16 protein-coding genes are annotated in these 20,401 nt (G+C 60.6%); 7 read left to right on the top strand and 9 right to left on the bottom strand.

Translation table 11 applies throughout. The annotated features are described in order from the left end of the window. Nucleotides 1-208 precede the first annotated feature (208 nt). Nucleotides 209-3,553, top strand: a complete 3,345-nt coding sequence (locus HDF12_RS22675; RefSeq protein ID WP_179584559.1) for a DNRLRE domain-containing protein — start codon at nt 209-211, stop codon at nt 3,551-3,553. Between the two features lie 205 nt (nt 3,554-3,758). On the opposite strand, the gene HDF12_RS14715 is transcribed toward HDF12_RS22675, so the two are convergent. The 6 genes from HDF12_RS14715 to HDF12_RS14690 form a co-directional block, all read right to left on the bottom strand. Then, nucleotides 3,759-4,079 (bottom strand): Hpt domain-containing protein, encoded by a 321-nt coding sequence (locus HDF12_RS14715; RefSeq protein WP_179584557.1) that lies wholly within the window; start codon nt 4,077-4,079, stop codon nt 3,759-3,761. A 459-nt stretch (nt 4,080-4,538) separates the two neighbouring features. Beyond that, complete coding sequence (locus HDF12_RS14710) at nt 4,539-4,913, bottom strand: response regulator (protein ID WP_179584555.1); 375 nt, start codon at nt 4,911-4,913, stop codon at nt 4,539-4,541. A 316-nt stretch (nt 4,914-5,229) separates the two neighbouring features. After that, on the bottom strand, nt 5,230-6,837 hold the full coding sequence (locus tag HDF12_RS14705) for a response regulator (RefSeq protein ID WP_257025677.1): 1,608 nt from the start codon (nt 6,835-6,837) through the stop codon (nt 5,230-5,232). A gap of 415 nt (nt 6,838-7,252) precedes the next feature. Next, nucleotides 7,253-8,320: a 1,9-bis(guanidino)-5-aza-nonane synthase gene (locus HDF12_RS14700; RefSeq protein WP_179584551.1), complete on the bottom strand. Its 1,068-nt coding sequence runs from the start codon at nt 8,318-8,320 to the stop codon at nt 7,253-7,255. Nucleotides 8,321-8,499: 179 nt separating this feature from the next. Beyond that, nucleotides 8,500-9,414: an alpha/beta fold hydrolase gene (locus HDF12_RS14695; RefSeq protein ID WP_179584549.1), complete on the bottom strand. Its 915-nt coding sequence runs from the start codon at nt 9,412-9,414 to the stop codon at nt 8,500-8,502. Between the two features lie 249 nt (nt 9,415-9,663). Continuing rightward, the gene (locus HDF12_RS14690) at nt 9,664-10,998 is read right to left on the bottom strand and encodes a PP2C family protein-serine/threonine phosphatase (protein ID WP_179584547.1); all 1,335 of its coding nucleotides are present in this window, start codon (nt 10,996-10,998) and stop codon (nt 9,664-9,666) included. A gap of 171 nt (nt 10,999-11,169) precedes the next feature. Between HDF12_RS14690 and pncB the strand changes: the two genes are divergently transcribed. Together pncB and HDF12_RS14680 are read left to right on the top strand one after the other, a co-directional pair. Beyond that, nucleotides 11,170-12,474, top strand: a complete 1,305-nt coding sequence (gene pncB / locus HDF12_RS14685; protein WP_179586947.1) for a nicotinate phosphoribosyltransferase — start codon at nt 11,170-11,172, stop codon at nt 12,472-12,474. A 153-nt stretch (nt 12,475-12,627) separates the two neighbouring features. Further along, nucleotides 12,628-13,551 carry a S1/P1 nuclease gene (locus tag HDF12_RS14680; RefSeq protein WP_246373391.1) on the top strand — a complete coding sequence of 308 codons (924 nt, stop codon included), beginning with the start codon at nt 12,628-12,630 and terminating at the stop codon, nt 13,549-13,551. Nucleotides 13,552-13,683: 132 nt separating this feature from the next. On the opposite strand, the gene HDF12_RS14675 is transcribed toward HDF12_RS14680, so the two are convergent. Further along, nucleotides 13,684-14,247, bottom strand: coding sequence for a DUF2062 domain-containing protein (locus HDF12_RS14675; RefSeq protein ID WP_373563934.1), 564 nt, complete (start codon nt 14,245-14,247; stop codon nt 13,684-13,686). A 74-nt stretch (nt 14,248-14,321) separates the two neighbouring features. Between HDF12_RS14675 and HDF12_RS14670 the strand changes: the two genes are divergently transcribed. The 3 genes from HDF12_RS14670 (at nt 14,322) to HDF12_RS14660 (ending at nt 16,857) form a co-directional block, all read left to right on the top strand. Further along, the gene (locus HDF12_RS14670) at nt 14,322-15,119 is read left to right on the top strand and encodes a lysophospholipid acyltransferase family protein (protein ID WP_179584543.1); all 798 of its coding nucleotides are present in this window, start codon (nt 14,322-14,324) and stop codon (nt 15,117-15,119) included. A 96-nt stretch (nt 15,120-15,215) separates the two neighbouring features. Then, nucleotides 15,216-16,028 (top strand): GNAT family N-acetyltransferase, encoded by an 813-nt coding sequence (locus HDF12_RS14665; protein WP_179584541.1) that lies wholly within the window; start codon nt 15,216-15,218, stop codon nt 16,026-16,028. Next, on the top strand, nt 16,015-16,857 hold the full coding sequence (locus tag HDF12_RS14660; protein WP_179584539.1) for a lysophospholipid acyltransferase family protein: 843 nt from the start codon (nt 16,015-16,017) through the stop codon (nt 16,855-16,857). Before HDF12_RS14665 ends, HDF12_RS14660 begins: the two co-directional genes overlap by 14 nt. A gap of 379 nt (nt 16,858-17,236) precedes the next feature. On the opposite strand, the gene HDF12_RS14655 is transcribed toward HDF12_RS14660, so the two are convergent. Beyond that, nucleotides 17,237-18,142 (bottom strand): purine-nucleoside phosphorylase, encoded by a 906-nt coding sequence (locus HDF12_RS14655; protein WP_179584537.1) that lies wholly within the window; start codon nt 18,140-18,142, stop codon nt 17,237-17,239. 464 nt (nt 18,143-18,606) lie between these two features. On the opposite strand from HDF12_RS14655, the gene HDF12_RS14650 reads away from it, so the two are divergent. Continuing rightward, nucleotides 18,607-19,146, top strand: coding sequence for a thioredoxin domain-containing protein (locus HDF12_RS14650; RefSeq protein WP_179584535.1), 540 nt, complete (start codon nt 18,607-18,609; stop codon nt 19,144-19,146). 92 nt (nt 19,147-19,238) lie between these two features. Here the strand turns inward: HDF12_RS14650 and HDF12_RS14645 are convergent, their stop codons facing one another. After that, nucleotides 19,239-20,363, bottom strand: coding sequence for a PP2C family protein-serine/threonine phosphatase (locus HDF12_RS14645; RefSeq protein ID WP_179584533.1), 1,125 nt, complete (start codon nt 20,361-20,363; stop codon nt 19,239-19,241). Between the last annotated feature and the right edge of the window lie 38 nt (nt 20,364-20,401).

The raw sequence follows: 20,401 nt of genomic DNA, 5'->3' as shown, positions 1-20,401 counted from the left end.
TGACACGGAAGTCGCAGTGGAAGGTGCTTGTGTTTTGGGTGCGGTTAGCCTAAAACGGGAATGATCCGGGTTGTTTGTTTTGATTTGGAACACTGCTGGGCCGCTTTCTAGCTGCCTTCGACGTGCGCCGTAGAGTTTGAATCGTGGAACGATGGCTGGTCTAGTTGACGCGGAGGGTGCGCAGCGGGACCTGTCCATGAGGGGTTGGATGGGCCAGGTACGTCGGATTCTGCTGCACGGGGTGGGGCTTGCGGGGCTGTGGGCCGCGGCTTTGCCGGCGTCTGCGGTGGAGGCGACGCTGGTGGCGGACGCTCATGTGAACAGCGCGCGGCCAGCGGTGAATAGCGGGACGATCTCAAACTTGAATGTGGGCGGCGGGTATACGGCGCTTCTGCAGTTTGATCTTTCGATGCTGCCGGCGGGGACTACGGCGGCGCAGGTGTCGCGGGCGACGCTGCGGCTGTATTGCAATCGGGTAGATACGGCGGGGTTGGTGAGTGTGCAGCCGGTGAGTGGGAGTTGGGGGGAGTACAGCGTGACGTATGGGACGCTGCCGGCGCTGGGGAGTGCGGCGAAGACGGTATCGGTGGGGCAGGCTGGAGTTTATGTGGTGGTGGATGTGACGGGGCTGGTGCAGGGATGGGTGAGTGCTCCGGCGACCAATAATGGGGTGGCCCTGACGACGGGGACTGCGGTGGTGCAGTTCGATAGCAAAGAGAACGACCTGACGGGGCATGCGGCGGTGCTGGATGTAGCGCTGGCTTCGGGTGGAGCGCCGGGAGCCACCGGGCCGGCGGGGCCTGCAGGGCCTGCGGGGCCGGCTGGAGCGACAGGGGCTACGGGGCCTGCTGGGGCGGCGGGGGCGCCGGGGTTGAGCTTTCAGGGAGCTTATGCGGCGGGGTCGACTTATGCGCTGAATGATGTGGTGACTTATTCGGGGTCGAGTTTTGTCTCGCTGACAGGAGGGAACCGGGGGAATACGCCGGGAATCGCGGCTCAGTGGTCGGTGTTGGCGCAGGGTGGGACGGGTTCAGGTGGTAGCGGGGGGACGGCGGGGTTGGCGTATCAGGGGACGTATGCTTCGGCTACGAACTATGCGCTGAATGATGTGGTGACGTATCAGGGGTCGAGCTATGTTTCGCTGATTGTGGCGAACCATGGGAATACACCGGGGTTGAGTCCGGGGCAATGGGGTGTGTTGGCGTTGGGGGCGGTTGGGATTCAGGGGCCAGCGGGACCGGCAGGGGCTCAAGGGCTTCAGGGGTTGACCGGACCGGCTGGACCGACGGGGGCTGCGGGGCCGACGGGGGTGGCTGGGGCGGCGGGTGCTCCGGGGCTGCCGGGGTTGGTTTATCAAGGGAACTACTCTTCGATGACGAACTATGCGCTGGGAGATGTGGTGCTTTGGCAGGGGGCTAGTTATGCTTCGCTGCTGAATGGGAATCATGGAAATACGCCGAGTGCGAGCCCTGGACAGTGGGGAGTGCTGACGGCGCAGGGACCGGCGGGGCCTACGGGAGCGCAGGGGGCACAGGGGGTGGCGGGGCCGCAGGGATTGCCGGGGTCTGTGGGGCCGAATGGGCCGCCGGGGCCTCAGGGGTTGCAGGGGATTCCGGGGCAGGCTGGGGCGCAGGGTTTGACGGGAGCTACGGGCGCTCAAGGGCTGAGTGGGCCCATGGGTCCGCAGGGGCCTGTGGGGCCGGTGGGGATGACGTTTCGCGGGACGTACTCTTCGGCGGTGAACTATGCGCTGGCGGATGGGGTGCTGTTTGGCGGGTCGGCTTACGTTTCGCTGGTCGCGGGGAATCTTGGGAATACTCCGAGCTTGAGCCCGGCGCTGTGGTCCCTGTTTGCGACGGGATCGCAGGGGGCGCAGGGGCCTGCCGGGCCAGTGGGGCCTCAGGGTGTGCCTGGTGTGCCGGGACAGGCTGGGACGGCTGGGCCGCAGGGAGCGACGGGAGCTACGGGGCCGCAGGGGCCTCCGGTGGCGAACTATACGGGGAACTATGTCTCGTCGACAAACTATGCGCTGCATGATGCGGTGAGCTTCAGTGGATCGACTTACGTCTCGCTGCTGGCAGGGAATGTTGGGAATACACCTTCGCTGAGTCCGGGGCAGTGGGCGGTGCTGGCGGCGCAGGGAGTTGCTGGACCCGCTGGTGCGGCGGGACCTTCTGGGCCTGCTGGGGCTATGGGGCCAGCGGGGGCCGATGGAGCGGTCGGGCCGCAGGGGCCGCCGGTTAGTTTTCTGGGGGGATGGCTGGTGGGAACCAGCTATTCTGTTGGCGGTGCGGTGAGCTTTGGTGGGTCGAGTTACATTGCGCTGGCGGCGAATAGTGGAAGACAGCCGGATGTGAGTCCGACATTTTGGGGGGTGCTTGCCCAGGCGGGAGCGCAGGGGCCAGTGGGTGCTAAGGGCGCTACCGGTCTGCAGGGGCCGACAGGGTTTCCTGGTGCCCAGGGGCCAGCGGGGCCTACGGGACCTACGGGTTCGGCGGGACCCACGGGTTTGACCGGGGCGATGGGGCCGGCTGGGCCTCAGGGTGCTACGGGATCCGTGGGAGTTGCGGGACCGGCGGGGATGGTTTATCGGGGGAGCTACTCTTCAGGTATTAACTATGGGTTGAACGATGCGGTGAGCTATCTTGGATCGAGTTATATCTCTTTGGTTGCTAGCAACTTCGGGAATGCACCTAATGTAAGTCCTTCAATGTGGAGTTTGTTGGCGGCGCAGGGTGCGGCTGGCGCCACGGGAGCTACCGGGGCGACGGGCGCGCAAGGGACGGCGGGTGTGCAGGGTCCGCAAGGTGTGGCGGGTCCGGCTGGACCGGCGGGCGCGGTGGGCGTGACGTTTCGCGGGCCGTGGGGAGTTGCGGCCACTTACCGTGCGAATGATGTGGTCAGCTTTGGTGGGGCGACGTACCTGGCGGCTACCGGGTCGGTCGGTGCGGAGCCGGATCTCTCGCCAGCGGTGTGGGGGGTGCTGGCACAGGATGGAAGCGCTGGGGCCACGGGGCCGGCTGGTGCGGCGGCTACGGTGAGCGTGGGAACGGTGACGACCGGCGCGGCGGGAACGCAGGCGAGTGTAACCAATGTTGGGAGTGCAAATGCCGCGGTGTTGAACTTTACGATTCCGCAGGGAGCCGCGGGGGCGAATGGGACGGGCGGCAGTGGCGGTGGAGGGGGGACGAGTGGGATACCGTTTGCTTCGATCTATCACTCCGTCTCGTTCAATCTGCTGTTTCATTCGGTGAATAGTTCCACGGATGCGTCGACGGAGACTGATGCTGTGCTGACCTGGGTTCCGGCGGGGTGCACGGCGACACAGTTGAGTGTGTTTTCGCGTGAGACGACGAACACGGTGAATGTAATTTTGCGGCAGGGGACGCCGGGGAGTATGGCGAATACATTACTGGCTTGTTCGGTCGCGCCGGGCGCGGCGTGTACGCAGGAGGGCAACGTGACGGTGGCGGCGGGGAACTTTGTGGACTTCACGGTTACGGGAGCGAGCGGGACGGCTACGGGGATGTGGATGGCGTTGGCTTGTAACTGATTTGGTTTTTCCTGCCGGATGGGCCCGCTGCGCGCGGGGCGGTCACTTCGTGACGTGTGTACCGGCCTTGGGTTGGTCTGCTGCTCGGGTCCTCCCGCTGGTCGGCACGGACTTCAGCCTGCGACCAACCAGAGCGCCTCGCGAAGCAATTACGAGTCACGAAGTGACCGCCGCCCGCGCAGGGCGCCCGTCCGGCAGGACATTCTCAGAGGCCGGCGGAGAGGGAGGTGCGAAGGTCTTTCGCGAGGGCGGGGAGGGTAGTGAGTTGGGTGGGGGTGGGCGCCTTTAAAATTTGCTCAATCTTGCGGGCGATGTCGGTGCCCTGCTGGTAGCCGAACATGCCGAGAGAGCCTGTGAGTTTGTGGGCGATGCTGTAGGCCTCGAGGCGAGGCTCGTCGGCGAGGTTGCCGGAGGCGGCGATGGAGGCGGTGCGATCGAGCAGGTCGAGACGTTCGCGCAGGGTCGGAAGATTTTTCTTCCAGAGACTGGCAAGGAGATCGTCGATCTTGTCTGGTGCTTTCTTCATGCAGAAGGGCTTTGGTGTGGAGCTTCGGTGAATGATCGAATGCGGTTCGGTGAGCAAAGCATGCCGGTAGTTTACTGCGGATTGTGCGGACGGGGTGGAACGAATGTCATGTCCTGATGTTGCAATATGATACGGAGGTAATGGGAGGCGGCGAGGGAAGTGCTCTTGGGTGCGCGAGTAATTTCGGCCGAGGACTGTATCGCCCTTCGTCTGAAGTTCACGACACAAGAGTTTCACGACACAAATAAGGACTGCGTTGGGGGAGCGGCCTCTTGCAGGTGAAATGAAGGACAGACAACGGCGAAGGCGGGAGAGAGTGGGTTTAAAGGGACGAGCGGTCAGGGTGGGTTGGGTCGTCGGGATCCTTCGCTGCGCTTAGGATGACCGCAAAGGCTTTAGTGCGGATGATAGCTCAGGCTTGAGTGGGCAGTTGTGGTGCTTCTTTTAGAGACGAGGGTGCTAGTTTGCCCAGCCGAGCGCCGTGGAGATCTGATCGGCGAGAGTGAGGGGATCGAAGGGTTTGAAGAGGATTCCGGCGAGACCGAGGCCGGCGAAACGTCGCTGGTCGACTCCCTGCACCTTGGCGGTGAGCAGTAGAACGGGGATGTGGGAGATGGCGGGCGTCTGCTGCATCCTGGCGAAGGTGGTGGGGCCGTCGACGCCTGGCATCATGACGTCCATGAGGATGGCATCGGGTTGTTCGGCGGAGGCGATGTCGATGCCTTCGGCGCCGGAACTGGCGGTGAGAATCTCCCAGCCTGCGGTTGCTTCGAGGGACAGCGCGGCTACTTCGCGAATGTCATCTTCGTCGTCAATGATGAGAATGCGTCGCATGAGCGAGTTTATTCTCTCATGCGGCGCGAGTTGGTGGAGTTGTCTTAGTGGCTTCGCCTGCGAATGGGTGGGTAGGCTGCCTGGAGTTGGATAAGAGAAAAAAACAAGCAACAACAAAGGCGAAATGCGGGGGTCTCTCCACTGCACAGCAAACGATGAAACTGTCTGCTGTTTCGGTCGAGATGACGCTTCTTATAGGAAGGATGAAATAAGAACAGACAACAACAAAGGCGAAATGCGGGTTCTTTCCAGCCTTCGGCGGGCTCATGGCAGAATGACAATAATTTCGTTTGGTGCCACAGCTCGAGGAGTTTCGTTAGGCTGCGGGGCCTGCGGCGGCGAGGTCGGAGAATTTGGTGCGGAGACGGTGGACCATGGAGAGGACGAGTTCTTCGACCTCCTGGGGCTGGACCTTGGCCTTGGTGAGGAACTCGGTGGGACCGAGGCGGAGCTTGGCCATCTCGGTCTCAGACATCTCGCGGCCGGAGTAGACCACCAGCGGCATGGTGCGCAGGGTGGGTTGCTGGCGGAGCCACTCGACGAGGGAGAAGCCGTCGCCGTCGGGGAGGGTGAGATCGAGGATGAGAAGGTCGGGCGGGCGCGTGATGCATTGGCGGATGGCCTGCTGGCGGGTGGCAGCGTGATCGACGTGGACGGCTGCGTCCTGGAAGCTGGCGGTGAGGACGCTGGCGAGGTCTTCGTCATCTTCGACGAGGAGGACGTAGGCGGGGCCTTCGCCTTGATGCAGGACGCGGCCTAGTTCGGCGAAGAGGAGATTTTCGTTGAAGGGTTTCTGGACCCAGCCTTGCGCGTCGCCGGTGAGCTGCGGGCGGAGGGTGGAGGAGAGAACGCTGAGCACAACGACAGGGATGTTGGCGGTGATGGGGTTATTGCGGAGACGCTGCAGGGTCTCCCATCCGCTGAGGCCGGGCATATAGAGATCGAGGAGGATGGCTTCGACGTGATGCTCGGCGGCGAGGACGAGGGCCTGTTCGCCGGAGCTGGCTTCGACGACGGTGTAGCCCTGGCGGGTGAGGTGCTCGGAGACTACGGTGCGGATGCCTGCGTCGTCGTCGCAGACCAGGATGGCGCCTTCGCCGCGCGGGGGAAGCTGGGAGGGGACGGCGACGTCGGTGGCGCGGGTGGTGCGGGGAAGCATCATGTAGAGCGTGGTGCCGGGGCCGAGGTTGCGCTGGGCCCAGATGGAGCCGCTATGCTGCTGGACGATGCTGCGGCAGATGGCGAGACCGAGGCCGGTGCCGCCCTTCTGGCGGGCGTCGGAGGGTTCGATCTGCTGGAAGCGGTCGAAGATGGTGTCGAGTTTGTCGGCGGGGATGCCGCGGCCTTCGTCGACGACCTTGAGGAGGATGGAGTCGGAGGCGGCTTCGGTGTGGATGCGAACGGTGGAGGCGGCGGGGGAGAACTTAATGGCGTTCGAGAGGAGATTGGTGAGGACCTGGAGGATACGGTCGGCGTCGCCGTCGAAGAAGAGAGCTTCGGGATAGGCGGCCTGGGCGACGGTGGAGGGCTCGAGCGCGAGATGGACAGTGTTGGCGTCGGCCATGGCGGTCATGGTGTCGATGGCCTGCTGGGCGAGGTCGCGCAAGGAGCAGCGGCGAATCTGCAGGGGAGCGCGGCCGGACTCCATGCGCTCGAGGTCGAGGATGTCGTTGATGAGGCGGATGAGTCGGTCGGTGTTGGTGACGGCGATGCGGAGCAGGTTGAGGGCTTTGGCATCGACGTCGCCGATGATGCCGGAGGAGAGAAGGCCGAGTGCGCCGCGAATGCTGGTGAGGGGAGTGCGGAGCTCGTGCGAGACGGTGGAGATGAACTCGTCTTTGAGAGTGTCGAGCTCGGAGCGATGCGTGAGTTGAAGGGTGTGCTGGTGTTGCTGCTCCCGGGCCTGGTTCAGCTGGTCGGTCATCTCACGGCAGCTACGTTGGACGCGCAAAAAGGCGACAAGCAAAACTGCGGAGGTTGTCAGGAGCGAGAGATAGCCAAGTAGAGGAAGAATGTGCATTTTTGCCGGTGACCTATGGTAACTCTTATGCTACTTGTCGGTAACTTTATTTGGTAACCGTTGGAAGCTTTATAGCACGTACGTGTTAAAGCGCAGTTCGGATGGGGGGCTCGGCTGGAGATTTCAGGAACCCCTATCTGTCAGCGTAAAAATTCTGATTTCACGCTGAGAATGACAGAAAGTAAGTTGTAGTGGGAATAACACGTCGGTGGGTTATCAGAGATGACAACATTGGAGACAAAGCACTTAGGTCGAGAATTGACCTAAAAAAGCCGCTTTTTCACGGGGAAAAGGCGGCTTTCATTGGGTTTTATCGGGTTTAGGCGGTTACGGCAACCTGATCGAGAATGCTGGTCCATTTTTTCCCTTTTCGGGAAGAGTGGGCGTTCTTGTGGAAGGCATAACCGGTAATCAGGGGGAGAGCGAGGGTGGCCTCGGAGTAGACCATCTGCTCGTAGGTGAGGTCGACTTTGCCCCAGCTGGAGGCCTCTTTGAGGGTGGAACCGGAGAGGGCGCCGTCGCGGGCATCGGCTACGGTGATCTGAATGGCGTACTTGTGCATGGGAGCGTCTACGCCGAGGATTTCGGCGGAGACGACGATGTCCTGCGCGAAGTTCTTGGGGGTTCCGCCTCCGAGCATGAGAAGACCGGTGGAGGGATTGGCGATCTTCAGCTGGGTCAGTTCGTAGAAGTCCTTGGCGGAGTCGATGGAGACCATGGGCTTGCCCTGGCGTGCGTGCTGGTGGGCTACGAAGCCGAAGCCGGCGGAGCAGTCGGAGAAGGCCGGAACGAAGATGGGGACGTTCTTCTCGTATGCGGCAAGGATGACGGAGTCAACGCCACCGGCCTGCGGGGTCTTGCCTTCGCGCTGGAGGTAGGCGCCCATCTCGCGGATGAACTCGCGGGAGCTGTGGGGGCGGGGCTCGAGGGAGTTGGTGATCTGGTGGGTGACCTCGTCGCAGATGCGGAGCTCGTCCTCGTCGATGAAGGTGTCGTAGATGCGGTCGATGGCGAGCTCGCGGAGGACGGCGTCTTCGTTGCCATATTTGTACTGGTCGTCGGCGATGTAGTGCTTGAAGCCGAGAGCTTCGAAGAAGTCCTGATCGACGATGTTGGCTCCGGTGGCGACGATGGCATCGACCATGTTGTTGCGGATCATGTCGATGAAGATCTGCTTGAGACCGGCGGAGATCATTGATCCGGCGATGCAGAGGATGACGCCACAGTCGGTGTCGCGCAGCATCATGTCGTAGATGGAGGCGGCGCGGTAGGTGTCGCGCGAGCTGTAGGCCATGTGTGCCATCGCTTCAACGAGGGGCACGACATTGTGCTGCTTGATGTCGAGGTGCTGGATGGGGCGGTCGAGGAGTTCTTTTTTTGTAGGCATGGCCTTTACAGGATATCAACTTTAGCCAGTACTGACGCGGGTTTTTGTGTGAATTTTGTATGAGACGCTGGTGTCCTGCCGGACGGGCCTCCTGCGCGGAGAGCGGTCACTTCGTGACTTGTGTACCGGTCTGGGTGGGATGGGCCGCTGGGGCCTCCCTTTGGTCGGAGGGGAGATTTTTAGGGCTTGAGGAAGGTTTGGACGGCTTTGTCGAAGGCGATGGGCTGGTCGTACATGATGAAGTGGCGGGAGTCGTCGATGCGGGTGATCTTCAGGTTGGGTTTGGCGGCGTAGGCGGTGGTGTAGAGGGCGGTGACCTGGTCGGCTGGACCCTCCGCGGCTTCATAGGGATAGAGAAGGGTCATCGGGGTTTTGATGGCGGCGAGTTGGGGGCGAAGGTCGGTGCCGAGGTCTTCGAGCATGGCATTGGCGAAGACCGTGCGGTCGGAGGAGATGGAAGAGGCCGTGACCTGACGCTGCCCTTCGGGATCTTTGACGAGGCGGTTGGTATAGGAGGGGGCTGATGCGGCGAACTGGTCGTTGGGCAGGGCGATGAACTGGTCATGCGTGGCTTTGGCCTGCGACGCGACGCTTTCGACGGTTGCGGCGGGGTTGAAGACGAGACCGTAGAAGGGGAGGGTGTCGATGATGAGGAGCTTGCCGACGTCTTCGGGGTGGGCCTGGGCGAGCATGAGTGCGAGAAGGCCGCCCATGGAGTGGCCGATGACGGGGATCGGCTGGAGGTGGTTGTCTGAGATGTATTGGTGAAGCTGCTCGACCACGGGGCCGAAGATGGGGCCGGTGGCGTTGGGGCCGGCGGGCTCTCCGGCGAAGCCTGCCAGTTGGATGAGGTGAAGGCGGTAGGTGGCGGTGAGGAGTCTGGCCTCGGCGGCGTAGACGTCTCGGGAGCTGGCGAGGCCGGGGATGATCAGGACGTCGGGGCCTTTGCCGGGGGCTACGCCTTCGATGATGACAGAGAAGCGCGTGGGTGCGGCGGTGATGGCCTGGCTGCAGAGAGGCTTTCGCAGCAGCAGGACGCCGGCAAGGAGGAGGAGAAGGACGACGATGCGAAGAGCGGTGCGGGATGTAGTCATCAGGAGGCTCCTTGGGCGGTCCATTGGAACTACCTCAGTGTGCGGTGCGGGTTGCGTTACGGCCAGTGTTCTGCGTCATGGAAGTGGGGTGACAGATGTCATGGTGCGGGTGGTTGCAACGGTAAGTAGCAACTAGACAGCGGATTCCTTCGCTTTCGCTGCGGAATAACAACAAACGCTTTCGCTGCTGAATGACAACAAATAGGTGCGGCACGGACTGATACAGGGTCCGATTGGGGGAACTCGGGTTTATGTGAGTTTTGCGGTTCGTACTTTGGAGCGACTCTTCGAAAGGGTTGTCGTTCGGACGGCGGGTGGGATCTGCTGCTGTTTCAGTCGGGCGGGAGTGCACTTTGCGACGATGAGTGTGATGTCGTCGTGCTGCTCGTGGGGGCTGAAGATTTTTATCTCGTCGACGATGGCGGATAGAAGGGCCTGGGGCGGGAGATCGGAGTTGCGCTGGAGGGCGGCGATCAGACGGTCTTCGCCAAACTCCTCTTCGGACTCGTTGAAGGATTCGGTTACGCCGTCGGTGTAGAGGGTGAAGAGGTCGCCTGGGGCGAGCTGGCATTCGACGATGGGGGAGTGCCACTCTTCGAAGAGCCCGAGGACAGTGGTGGTGGAGTGGAGGCGTTCGATGGATCCATTGTGGCGGAGAAGGATGGCGCAGAGGTGGCCGCAGTTAGCGTAGCGGAGGAGGCGGGCACTGTCGTCGTAGTCGGCGAAGAAGACCGTGGCGTAGGCACTGTCGGTGGTGTTTTGGTAGAAGAGGCGGTTGACGGATTGCAGGAAGCTGTGGGGCTCGTCGCGGGCGAGGGTGAACTGGCTGCGGAGGTTGGCCTGGAGGTTTGCCATGAGGAGGGCGCCGGCGATGCCTTTGCCGGCGATGTCGCCGATGACGAGACCGAGGCGACCGTGACCGAGCGAGAGAAAGTCGTAGTAGTCGCCGCCGACGTGGCGGGCCTGGATGCAAATGCCGGCGTAGTCGAGGGTCTCAAGCGGGGGTAGTGTCTGGGGAAAGAGACGGGCTTGAACCTGTCTGGCGATCTCGAGCTCTTGCGCGGCGCGGCGCTCGGACTCGATCTTCTCGGTGGCGTCGCGGCGCTGGCGCTCGATCTCGCGGCTGATCTGGTCGGAGCCGAGGAGTTCGAAGGAGTTGCCATCGATGTCGTAGAAGCCGGCGACGGTGGCTCCGAAGATGGTCTGCTGGGGCGGGTGGTGGAATCGGACGCCGCGTCTTTGCCAAAGCTCGTAGGTGGTGTTGATGTCCTCAGAGATGAAGCCGATTTGGGTATTGCGGCCGATGAGCTTGTAGTTCTCGGAGCCCCGCTTGGGCGCGATGAGGGCTAGGACGGCGGAGCCGTCGGGAGGAGCGATGGCGACCCAGCGGCCGTCGAAGTCGAAGCGGGCGTCGGCGACGATGCTGAAACCGAGCTGGTCGATGTAGAACTTGAGGCTCTTTTCGTGGTCGCGGACGTAGACGGTGGATTTGAAGATACGCAGATAGGGGCACTCTGGACACTCGCGCTCCGCCAGTTCGGCGAAGATGCGGGGGGAAGAGGTTGCCTGAGGTTCGGGCTTCACGGGTTAGCTCCCTTTGAGGTCTAGAGGCTTTCAACTGCGCGGGTCTGTCGCTGGGTTTGCGAGACCATCATCAACCCTTTGCCGATTCGATGTACAGGGCCACTTGTCGACTCAACAGAAGGCGGTGGAAAGAGAGTTGCTTTGAGCCGAGTTGGAGGCGAGACTGTTGGGATGAACGTCAACTTTGCGGAACGGGCCCATAACCATAACTGGAAGCTGGATCCGATTGTGCGATCGCTGCTGGATACGGATTTTTACAAGCTGCTGATGCTGCAGTTTATCTGGAAGAACTTTCCCAGGGTTCATGTTACCTCGGAGGTTACAAACAGAACGGTGTCGGTGCGGCTGTCGGAGGAGATCCCGATGGCGATGCTGATGGACCAGATGGAGCATGTACGGGGGCTTCGGTTTCGACGGTCGGAGATTATCTGGCTGGCGGGAAATACGTTTTATGGGACCCGGACTATCTTCGAGCCGGCGTTTCTGGAGTGGCTGGAGAAAGACTTTCGGTTGTCGGATTACACGGTGACAGAGCAGGATGGGCAGGTTGTGGTGTGCTTTGAAGGGCTGTGGACCGAGGTGACGATGTGGGAGGTCTATGGGCTGGCGCTGGTGAGCGAGATGAAGACGCGGGCCGCGCTGAGCACACTGAGCGAGCTTGAGCTGGATGTTTTGTACGCGAGGGCGAAGACGAAGCTTTGGGAGAAGATCGAACGGCTGCGGGGGCTGCCGGAGGTGAGAATCTCGGAGTTCGGAACGAGGCGGCGGCATAGTTTTTTGTGGCAGGAGTATGTCGTGCAGGTGATGCGGGTGGCTTTGGGGGCTAGTCTGTCGGGAACTTCGAATACTTTTCTTGCCTACAAGCATGATTTGGAAGCCATGGGGACCAATGCGCATGAGCTGCCGATGGCGATGGCGGCGCTTGCAAAGGATGATGAGGAGTTGCATGCTTCGCAGTATCGCGTGCTGGAGCTTTGGCAGAAGAGCTATGGCGGCGAGTTGTTGATTATGTTGCCGGATACGTTTGGTACGACGCAGTTTTTGGAGGGAGCTCCGGATTGGGTGGCGGATTGGACGGGGCAGCGATGTGACAGCAAAGATCCGTTTGTTGCGGGGGATGAGTACATCGCGTGGTTGACGGAGAGGGGAAGAGATGCGAAGAAAAAGCGGCTGATCGCGTCCGATGGGTTGGATGTGGAAGATATTCTGCGGCTGCATGAGTACTTTCATGGACGGATACGGTTTAGCGCTGGTTGGGGGACGTTGCTGACGAATGATTTTCGTGGGTGCCATCCGAGGGGGGAGACTGTGCTTGAGCCGATCAGTTTGGTTTGCAAGCTGATGACGGTGGAGGGGAGGCCGGCGGTGAAGCTGTCGGACAACGCGCGGAAGGCGACCGGGCCGGCGGCGGAGATTGCGCGGTATCGACGAGTGTTTGGGAGTGTGGCTGTGGAGGGTGCTTTGGTTGTGGTTTGAGGTGGCCTGCCGGCCGGGCTCGCTGCGCGCGACGCGGTCACTTCGTGACTTGTATACCTTTAGTTGGCGCGTGAGGTTGTTGGCCTCGCGTTGCTCGGCGCGTCATTTTTTTGTTGGTGCGAGCCACGTATACTTTTTTGCATGAAGAGATGGATGGGCTCGGTTCGGGTTGCGGCAGCAGTTGCTTTGTTGCCGGTGATGCTGGTTCAGCAGAGTGTGGCGTGGGGGCGGGACGGGCACATGATGATTAACCGGTTGGCGGGAGCGGCGCTGCCGTCGGATGTGCCTGAGTTTTTGCGATCGAAGCAGGCGCTGGATGCGCTGGAATACTACGGGCCGGAGCCGGACCGTTGGAAGTCGCCGTTGGAGCCGGAGCTGAATGCGGCGGGTTCCCCGGAACACTATATCGATCTGGAGTGGGCGGACCTGGTTGGGGAGCTACCAAGGCGGCGGTATGACTATGTGCGCGCACTCGAGTTTGCACAGAAGTCTCACCTGGATCTGGCACTGACGCCGGAGAAGGTGGGGTTGCAGCCTTATGTAACTGTCGAGGTGTGGGAGCGGTTGAAGAGTGCTATGCGGGACTATCGGAAGCTGAAAGAAGACCACAAGGATACGAAGCCTTCGGAGTGTGAGATCGTGTTTCTGGCCGGGTGGCTGGGGCATTATGTGGCGGATGGTTCGCAGCCGCTGCATACGACGATTCAGTACAACGGATGGACGGGGCCGAATCCGAAGGGATATACGACGGAGCATAGGATTCATGCGCTGTTCGAATCGACTTTTGTGTCTGCGAATGTGAAGCCGGAAGAGGTGGCTCCATTGATTGCGGAGAAGCCGGTGGTGTTGGGGGATGTGTTTACCGACTACATGGCTTACCTGCGGCATACGAACTCGCTGGTGGAGAAGACGTATCAACTCGAGAAGGCGGGAGCGTTTGTTGGCGCGGGAACGTCGGAGGGGAAGGCGTTTGCCGAAGAGAGGCTGGCGGCGGGAGCGACGGAGCTGCGGGACATGATCTATTCGGCGTGGGTGAAGAGTGCAGAGCTGTTGCCGTCTTCGAAGTACGAGAATTAGGGGGTCGCTTTTCGTATTTGCGGCAGAGAAAAGCAAAAGCAAGAGACGAAATACAGGGATTCTTCACTGCGTTCAGAATGACAGGCTTTCCCCTTTCCATCTACATCTATACGACAGCCGCTCTGGTCAAAGCTATTTTTCGGGCTGTGTCGGTGATGAGAGAAGTGGGTACTGATGGTGCTCGACGCGCTTGAGGAGTCTTCGGAGGAGTGGGGTAAGTGCGAGCGCGATGACTGGGATTGCGATTGCGGCGAAGATGGCCCAGAGGATGAAGGCATGCCACTCCCATAGCCAGAGCTGACAGGAGAGGGCGAGGGGACGCTCGCGGGCGGCGTGAAGCAGCTCGTTTGCCGAGAGGGGCATGGGTGCGGTGTGGAAGACGCGGCTGGCGAGACGGATGAACGGGATGACGAGAACGATTTCGAGCGGATAGACGATGTGGTTGCCTAGCTGTGAGGCGGCTATGTTGAGGCGCAGGAGGAAGGCTACGGCGAGGCAGAGGACGGTGGTGCTGCCGAGGATGGGGTTGATGCCGATGAGGAGGCCAACGGCGAGGCTCCAGGCTAGTTTTTCCGGAGACGCTCCCATTCGGAGGAGCGCGAGGACGGGGAGGGCTACGCGGCGGTATACCCAGTTGTGATGGACGGGAGCGGGGACTTCGCTCGGTTCACTGAGATTGGATTCGCGGGACTGCACTGCTGACAGGATAGACTGCGCGATGAGGCTTCGTTGAGCGGGGGCCTGCTTCAGGCGAGTGAGGATTGGATCTGGTGAACTTTTTTCGGGCTGCGGGGCGGAGTGTTCGGCTGGTGGGGATGTTTGTGGTGGCGGGTGTCGAACTGGCAGTGACGCAGCCGGAGACGCGGGAGCAGAGGGCGGATTGGCTGCATCGATTTTGTGCGAGAGCTATGCGCGGGATGGGGATTGAGATCAAGGTTTCGGGGAGCTTTCCGAAGCGTGGAGCGGTGATCTCGAATCACTTGAGTTATCTGGATATCGTGGTGTATGCGGCGGTGCATCCGTGTGTGTTTGTGTCGAAGGCGGAGATCAGGAGTTGGCCGGTGGTGGGGTGGATGACGACGATGTCGGGAACAGTTTATGTCGAGCGGGGGCATGGCGGGTCGGCCATGAAGGCGCGGGCGGGAATGCAGGCGGCGATGGACGCGGGATTACCGGTGGTGTTTTTTCCTGAGGGGACGACGAGTAATGGAAGCGGATTGCTGAAGTTTCATAGTGGGCTGCTGGCGCAGGCCATCGATGGTGGTGCTCCGGTGACGGCGGCTTATCTACGCTATGGATTTCGGGAGTACAACGGGCCTGATGTGAGTGTCGCAGATGACGTTTGCTATTGGGGTGACCGGAATATGCTGGGGCATATATTTACATTTCTTGGGCTGCGCGGTGTGCGGGCGGAGGTTCGGTTTGCTGAGCGGCCGATGGAGTTTTCGAGTGATGCCCTGCACCGGAAGAAGGCGGCGGTGGAGGCTCGAGCGGCAGTAGCGACGCTTCGGGCGGCTAACGCCTTTGGGGGAGAGGAACAGGTGGCGGGGCAGATGCACCATTTTTGATTCAACGAATGTTCATTTGACGTGAACATTCTGTAACAGAAGACGACGCAGACTGACATCGAACGCACCACATCCTGGCAGTTGCAAGGAGAGTCGATGCTTACAGTGACTGAGTCGCGGTCTATCGCACTTCTTCCAAATAGGGCTGTATCTCCGGAGCTGCCGTCGAAGAAGGATATTCGACTGGAAGCAGGAGATTACGTTGTGCGGCTTGCGTTGAGCGAGGGGGAGCGGGCTGCGGCGTACAGATTGCGCTTTCTGGTGTTCAACCTGGAGATGAATGAAGGGCTTGAGTCGGCCTACGTGGATGGGTATGACAAAGATCACTTCGATGATGTGTGCGACCACATGATTGTGCAGGAGCGCAGCACAGGCGCGATTGTGGGGACGTACCGAATGCAGATGGGTGACGTTGCAGGGAAGTACTTCGGGTATTACAGCGAGCAGGAGTTTTGTTTTGCTCCGTACGAGGCCATGCGTGGACAGATCGTTGAGTTGGGGCGGGCCTGTATTCATCGGGAGCATCGGTCGTCGGAGGTGTTGCATCTGCTGTGGCGGGGGATTGCGCGGTATGCGCTGGTGAACGGCGGGCGGTACATGATGGGATGCTGCTCGCTGACGTCGCAGGATGCGGAGATGGGCCATGCGGTGTATGAGTCGCTGCGTGGCTGCATGGTGGAGCCGGCGCTGCTCACGGTTGCCACGGCGCCGTTTCGATTGCCTGCGGCGAAGGTTGAGATGACGGAGGTTCGCGCGCCGAAGCTGCTGCGGGCTTACCTGACGATTGGGGCGAAGATCTGCAGTGAGCCGGCGATCGACCGCGACTTCAAGACGATCGATTTTCTGACGTTGCTGGATCTGCAGACGTTGCATCCGAGGGTGGCGAAGAGATTTCTTGAGGGGTGCTGAGGTGAGTGGGGTGATCGCCGTGCGGCGATTTTTGCGTTCGGGGCTGCGTAGCTTTTTGTTTGTGGGATTGCTGGTGGCGGCGGTGGTGGACTGGTGGATGCGGCGGCCCAGGGTTGGGGCTGAAGGGGCGGTCTGGATTCATGGGTGGTGCCGGCGGATTGTGAAGGTGATGGGGTTTGAGTGCAGTGTTGAAGGGACGGTGCCCACTGGCGGGGCGGTGGTGTCGAATCACCTGAGTTATCTGGATATTCTGCTGTACAGCTCGGTGCAGCCGTTCGTGATGGTGGCGAAGACGGAGGTGCGCGGCTGGCCGCTGCTGGGTTGGCTGACGGCGCAGGCGGGGACTGTGTATGTGGAGCGCGGCGGTGGGCCGAAGACGTATCCGAGTGTGAATGGGGCGATGGCGGAGGCTTACCGGAGCGGGTTGCCGGTGTTGTTCTTTCCGGAGGGGACGACGACCGACGGAGCCGAGGTGTTGCCGTTTCGGCGGGGGCTGTTTCACTCGGTGTTGAATGGTGGGGTTGCGTTGCGGGTTGCGGCGCTGCGGTATTCGCTTGATCCACATCGGGTGAATGGGAGTGCGACGGTGGGGGAGGATGTGTGCTGGTGGGGCGATATGAAGTTTACGCCTCACATGTTCCGGTTTCTCGGGTTGCGGGGGCTGAGGGCGAAGATACGGTTTGGGGAGGAGATTACCCGGCGGACCGATCGGTTTGTGCTTTCAGAGACTGCGCAGGGCGTTGTGGCTGAGATGTATGAGGATCTGGGGCTAGAGGTTGGGGCGAGCGTGGGTTGGGAGCGTGACTCGGAATTGGTGGAGGCGGTGTAGGGTTATTTGGGTCGCCCAGTATTATGTTTCTTTTCCAGGCACAATTTAGTGCTTTCGCTCCGCGCGACTGCAGGGCGCGTAATGACAATAAACAGACGACGGAAAGAGAACAGCGATAGCAGCGACAAAAACCGCAGATTCCTCCGCTGCGCTGCGGAATGACAACCAAGAAAACAGACAACAGCAAATGCAATGAAAACAGGCAACGGCAAGTGCAAAAAAAACAGACAACGGCAAGTGCAATGAAAACAGACAACGGCAAATGCAATGAAAACAGACAACGGCAAGTGCAATGAAAACAGGCAACGGCAACTGCAAAACAAACAGGCAACTGCAAAAAAAGGCAACGGCGACTGCAGTGATTCTGCAACGACAATAGTTACGATTTGTTGTTGACGAGTTGCTCTAGTGCGACCTGCGGGATGAGGGCGGTGAGGAGGCTGGTGAACTGTCTTTCTACACGCTTGCCTATCTCCATGACCTCTTCGTGGTCGATGGTGTCGGCGGTTTCGCGTCCGTAGGCGGGGACGCCGGCGGCCATGTTGGTGACGAGGGAGAGACCGAGGACTTCGATGCCCATGTGACGGGCGACGATGACCTCGTGGACGGTGGACATGCCGACGAGATCGGCTCCGAGGGTGCGGAAGGCGCGGATCTCGGCGGGGGTTTCGAAGCTCGGGCCGAGGACGGCGAGATAGACGCCTTCGGTGAGGAGAAACTCCTGGCGGGCGGCCTCCTCGATGGCGAGGGTGCGGAGGCGGAGGGAGTAGGCGGTTGACATGTCGAAGAAGCGCTGGGCCGGCGTTGGGACGACGGTGAAGCGGGGCTCGTTGGGGCCGAGGGCGGCGTTGGTTCCGGTGAGGTTGATGTGGTCGGAGATGGCGACGATGGAACCCTGCGCGAGGGTGGTGCGGATTCCGCCGGCGGCGTTGGTGACGATGAGGGTTTTGCAGCCGAGCAGGCCGAGGACGCGGGTGGGGAAGGTGACCTGCTCCATGGCGTAGCCCTCGTAGGCGTGGACGCGGCCCTGCATGACGGCGACGGGTACGCCTGCGATCAGGCCGAGGACGAGGTGGCCGGAGTGGCCCTGAACGGTGGATTGGGGGAAGTGGGGGATGTCGGCGTAGGGGATGCGGGTGGCGGATTTGACGTGGGTGGCGAAGTTGCCGAGACCGGAGCCGAGGATGATGCCGATGGCAGGCTGTAGCGGAGCCTTGCTGCGGATGTAGTCGCCGGCGGCCTGTGCCTTGCCGTAGAGGTTGTTCGTCTTGTTTGTCTCGGTCATCGTGATCCTTGCATCTTCAGGTTTCCACTATGGGGTATCCCCCTCCCCCATTATGGAGGAGTAAATTAGCCAGAATGAACGACTTACAGATGGGCCTCTTTTGTAAATACGTCATTGCAAAAGGGTTAGGGCTAAATTCGTCCATTCAAAGGACTTAGCTCCCCCACTTGAGCTGACGTCGATCCGCTCCTCTTGTGAATTCGTTACTGTTATAAGTCTATCGAGATGGCGGGGGTAAATGCGCCACGTTCCTGCGATTTATTTTTTGCGTGGCGGGAGTTCGGAGATGCAGGATTGGCGCGGGTTTTGTGTCGTTGAAGAAGGTATTTTTTTTCTTTCTGCAAGCGCCAGGGGCTTGACAGGAAAAACGGAGTCGGCGCACAGCGGTTCGCCGCTCGAAAAACGGTGACCGCAGTGAGGTTTTTAATGAGAGTGTTTTGTGCGGAGCAAATGGGCGTGAGGGAATGAGCGCGGATACGAGTTCTGCCGGAGAGGTTGCGCAGGCGTTTGCTTCGATTCATACGGAGTCGGGTGCGAGCTTGCTGGAACTGGTGGAGGCTTCGCCGGTCCTGCTGATTTTTTTGAGGCACTTCGGGTGTTCTTTTTGCCGCCAGGCGATCAGTGATGTTGCGGAGATTCGCGGTGAGTTGGCGCAGCGCGGGGTGCGGCCGGTGTTTGTGCATCTGGGAACGCCGGAGCGGGCGAAGCCGTTCTTCGACTACTACGGGATCGGGGACGTGGAGCGGATCAGTGATCAGGAGGCGAAGATCTATCAGAATCCGGTGTTTCAGTTGTCGAGGATAAACCCGTGGCTTACGCTGCTGCAGCCCTCGGTGTGGGCGGGATGGTTGAAGGGTACGATCTTCAAGCATGGAATTGGGACGATCAAAGAAGACGGCGAGCAGATGCAGGGACTCTTTTTTTTGAAGGGGCCTAAGATTGTTCGGCAGTTTCGGTATCGGACAATCGCGGATGAGCCGGATTATTTGAAGCTCATTGGGTGAACGTCGTTTTGTCCTGCCGGACGGGCCTCCTGCGCGGAGCGCGGCCACTTCGTGGCGGGTATACCTTTTCCTTGCGTTGGTCGGGGCTTGGTCTAGATAACTTTTGCTACTACGACGGTTAGATCGTCGGTTTGATCGGTTGTTCCGGCAAAGGTGGAGACGGCCTCGGAGATGTCGGCGACGATGGTGGCCGCGGGAACTGCTTCTTTGCTGAGGACGAGTTTTGTTAGACGTTCGAGAGAGAACTGTTCTTCGCGTTCGTTCTCCTGCTCGGTGACTCCATCGGTGTAGAGGGTGAGGATGTCGCCGGTTTCGAGGGGGATGAGCGTGTCAGAGAATTGAGCGTCAGGGAGAATGCCCATGATGGGACCGGATTCCTCCAGAAGGATTGATTCTCCTGTGCTGGTTCGCAGGAGGAGGGGTGGGTTATGGCCTCCGCAGGCGTACTGGAGCGTCCGAAGGGTTGGATTGAAGCGGGCGTAGAACATCGTGACAAAGGTGGCGGGGTTGGTGATCTGCTTGAGACAGACGTCGAGGTCTTTGAGAATGGCGGCTGGGCCGCTGAGTTCGCGAGCGCGGAGGCGAAGTGCGACGGCGAGCGAGGGCATGAGGAGAGAGGCGGCTGCGCCTTTGCCGGAGACATCGGCGATGACGACATCGACGATGCTGTCTGAGATCTGGAAGAAGTCGTAGTAGTCGCCGCCGAGCAGACGCGCGGTTTGCATGGCCGCAGCCAATTCGAGTCCAGGAACGATGGGAGGCTTTGACAGGACTTGCCGCTGGACCTGGGAGGCGAGGGTAAGATCGCGCTCGTATTCGTCGCGCTGGCGGCGTACCTCTGCTGCGAGGCGCCCGCGCTGTCTTGCGATGAGGGTGACGAGAAAGCCTACGATGAGAAAACTGGCGATGGCGAGCGCGATGTGGGCGATTCTGAGGGGAAGGGATTCGGATGCTGGTCCGAAGATGTCCTGGAGGATGGTGCAGAGGATGGCTAAGGCGATGGTGAGGGGGAGCGGGTTGACAAGAGCGCTGAGTGCGATGGGAAGTACATAAAGGTAGCCGAGCGAGACATTGGCCACGACAACCCAGTCGGTGTAGGCGACGGCAGCGATGGCGAGGAAGACGACTGTGTTCAACCATCCGGTTGTCTTGTCCTCTTCGGATTGAAAGAGCCGTTTGTATTCGTCTGTGTTTTTGCTGCTGTTTTTGAAGGCCATTCCTGCGATGCTCCCTCGGCAACAATCGAACGGTCACT

Origin of the sequence: Tunturiibacter gelidiferens (assembly GCF_013410115.1) — a bacterium.
GTDB classification, from domain to species: domain Bacteria; phylum Acidobacteriota; class Terriglobia; order Terriglobales; family Acidobacteriaceae; genus Edaphobacter; species Edaphobacter gelidiferens.
The sequence above is the reverse complement of the archived record's forward strand: the minus strand, read 5'-3'. Positions and strand labels throughout refer to the sequence as shown.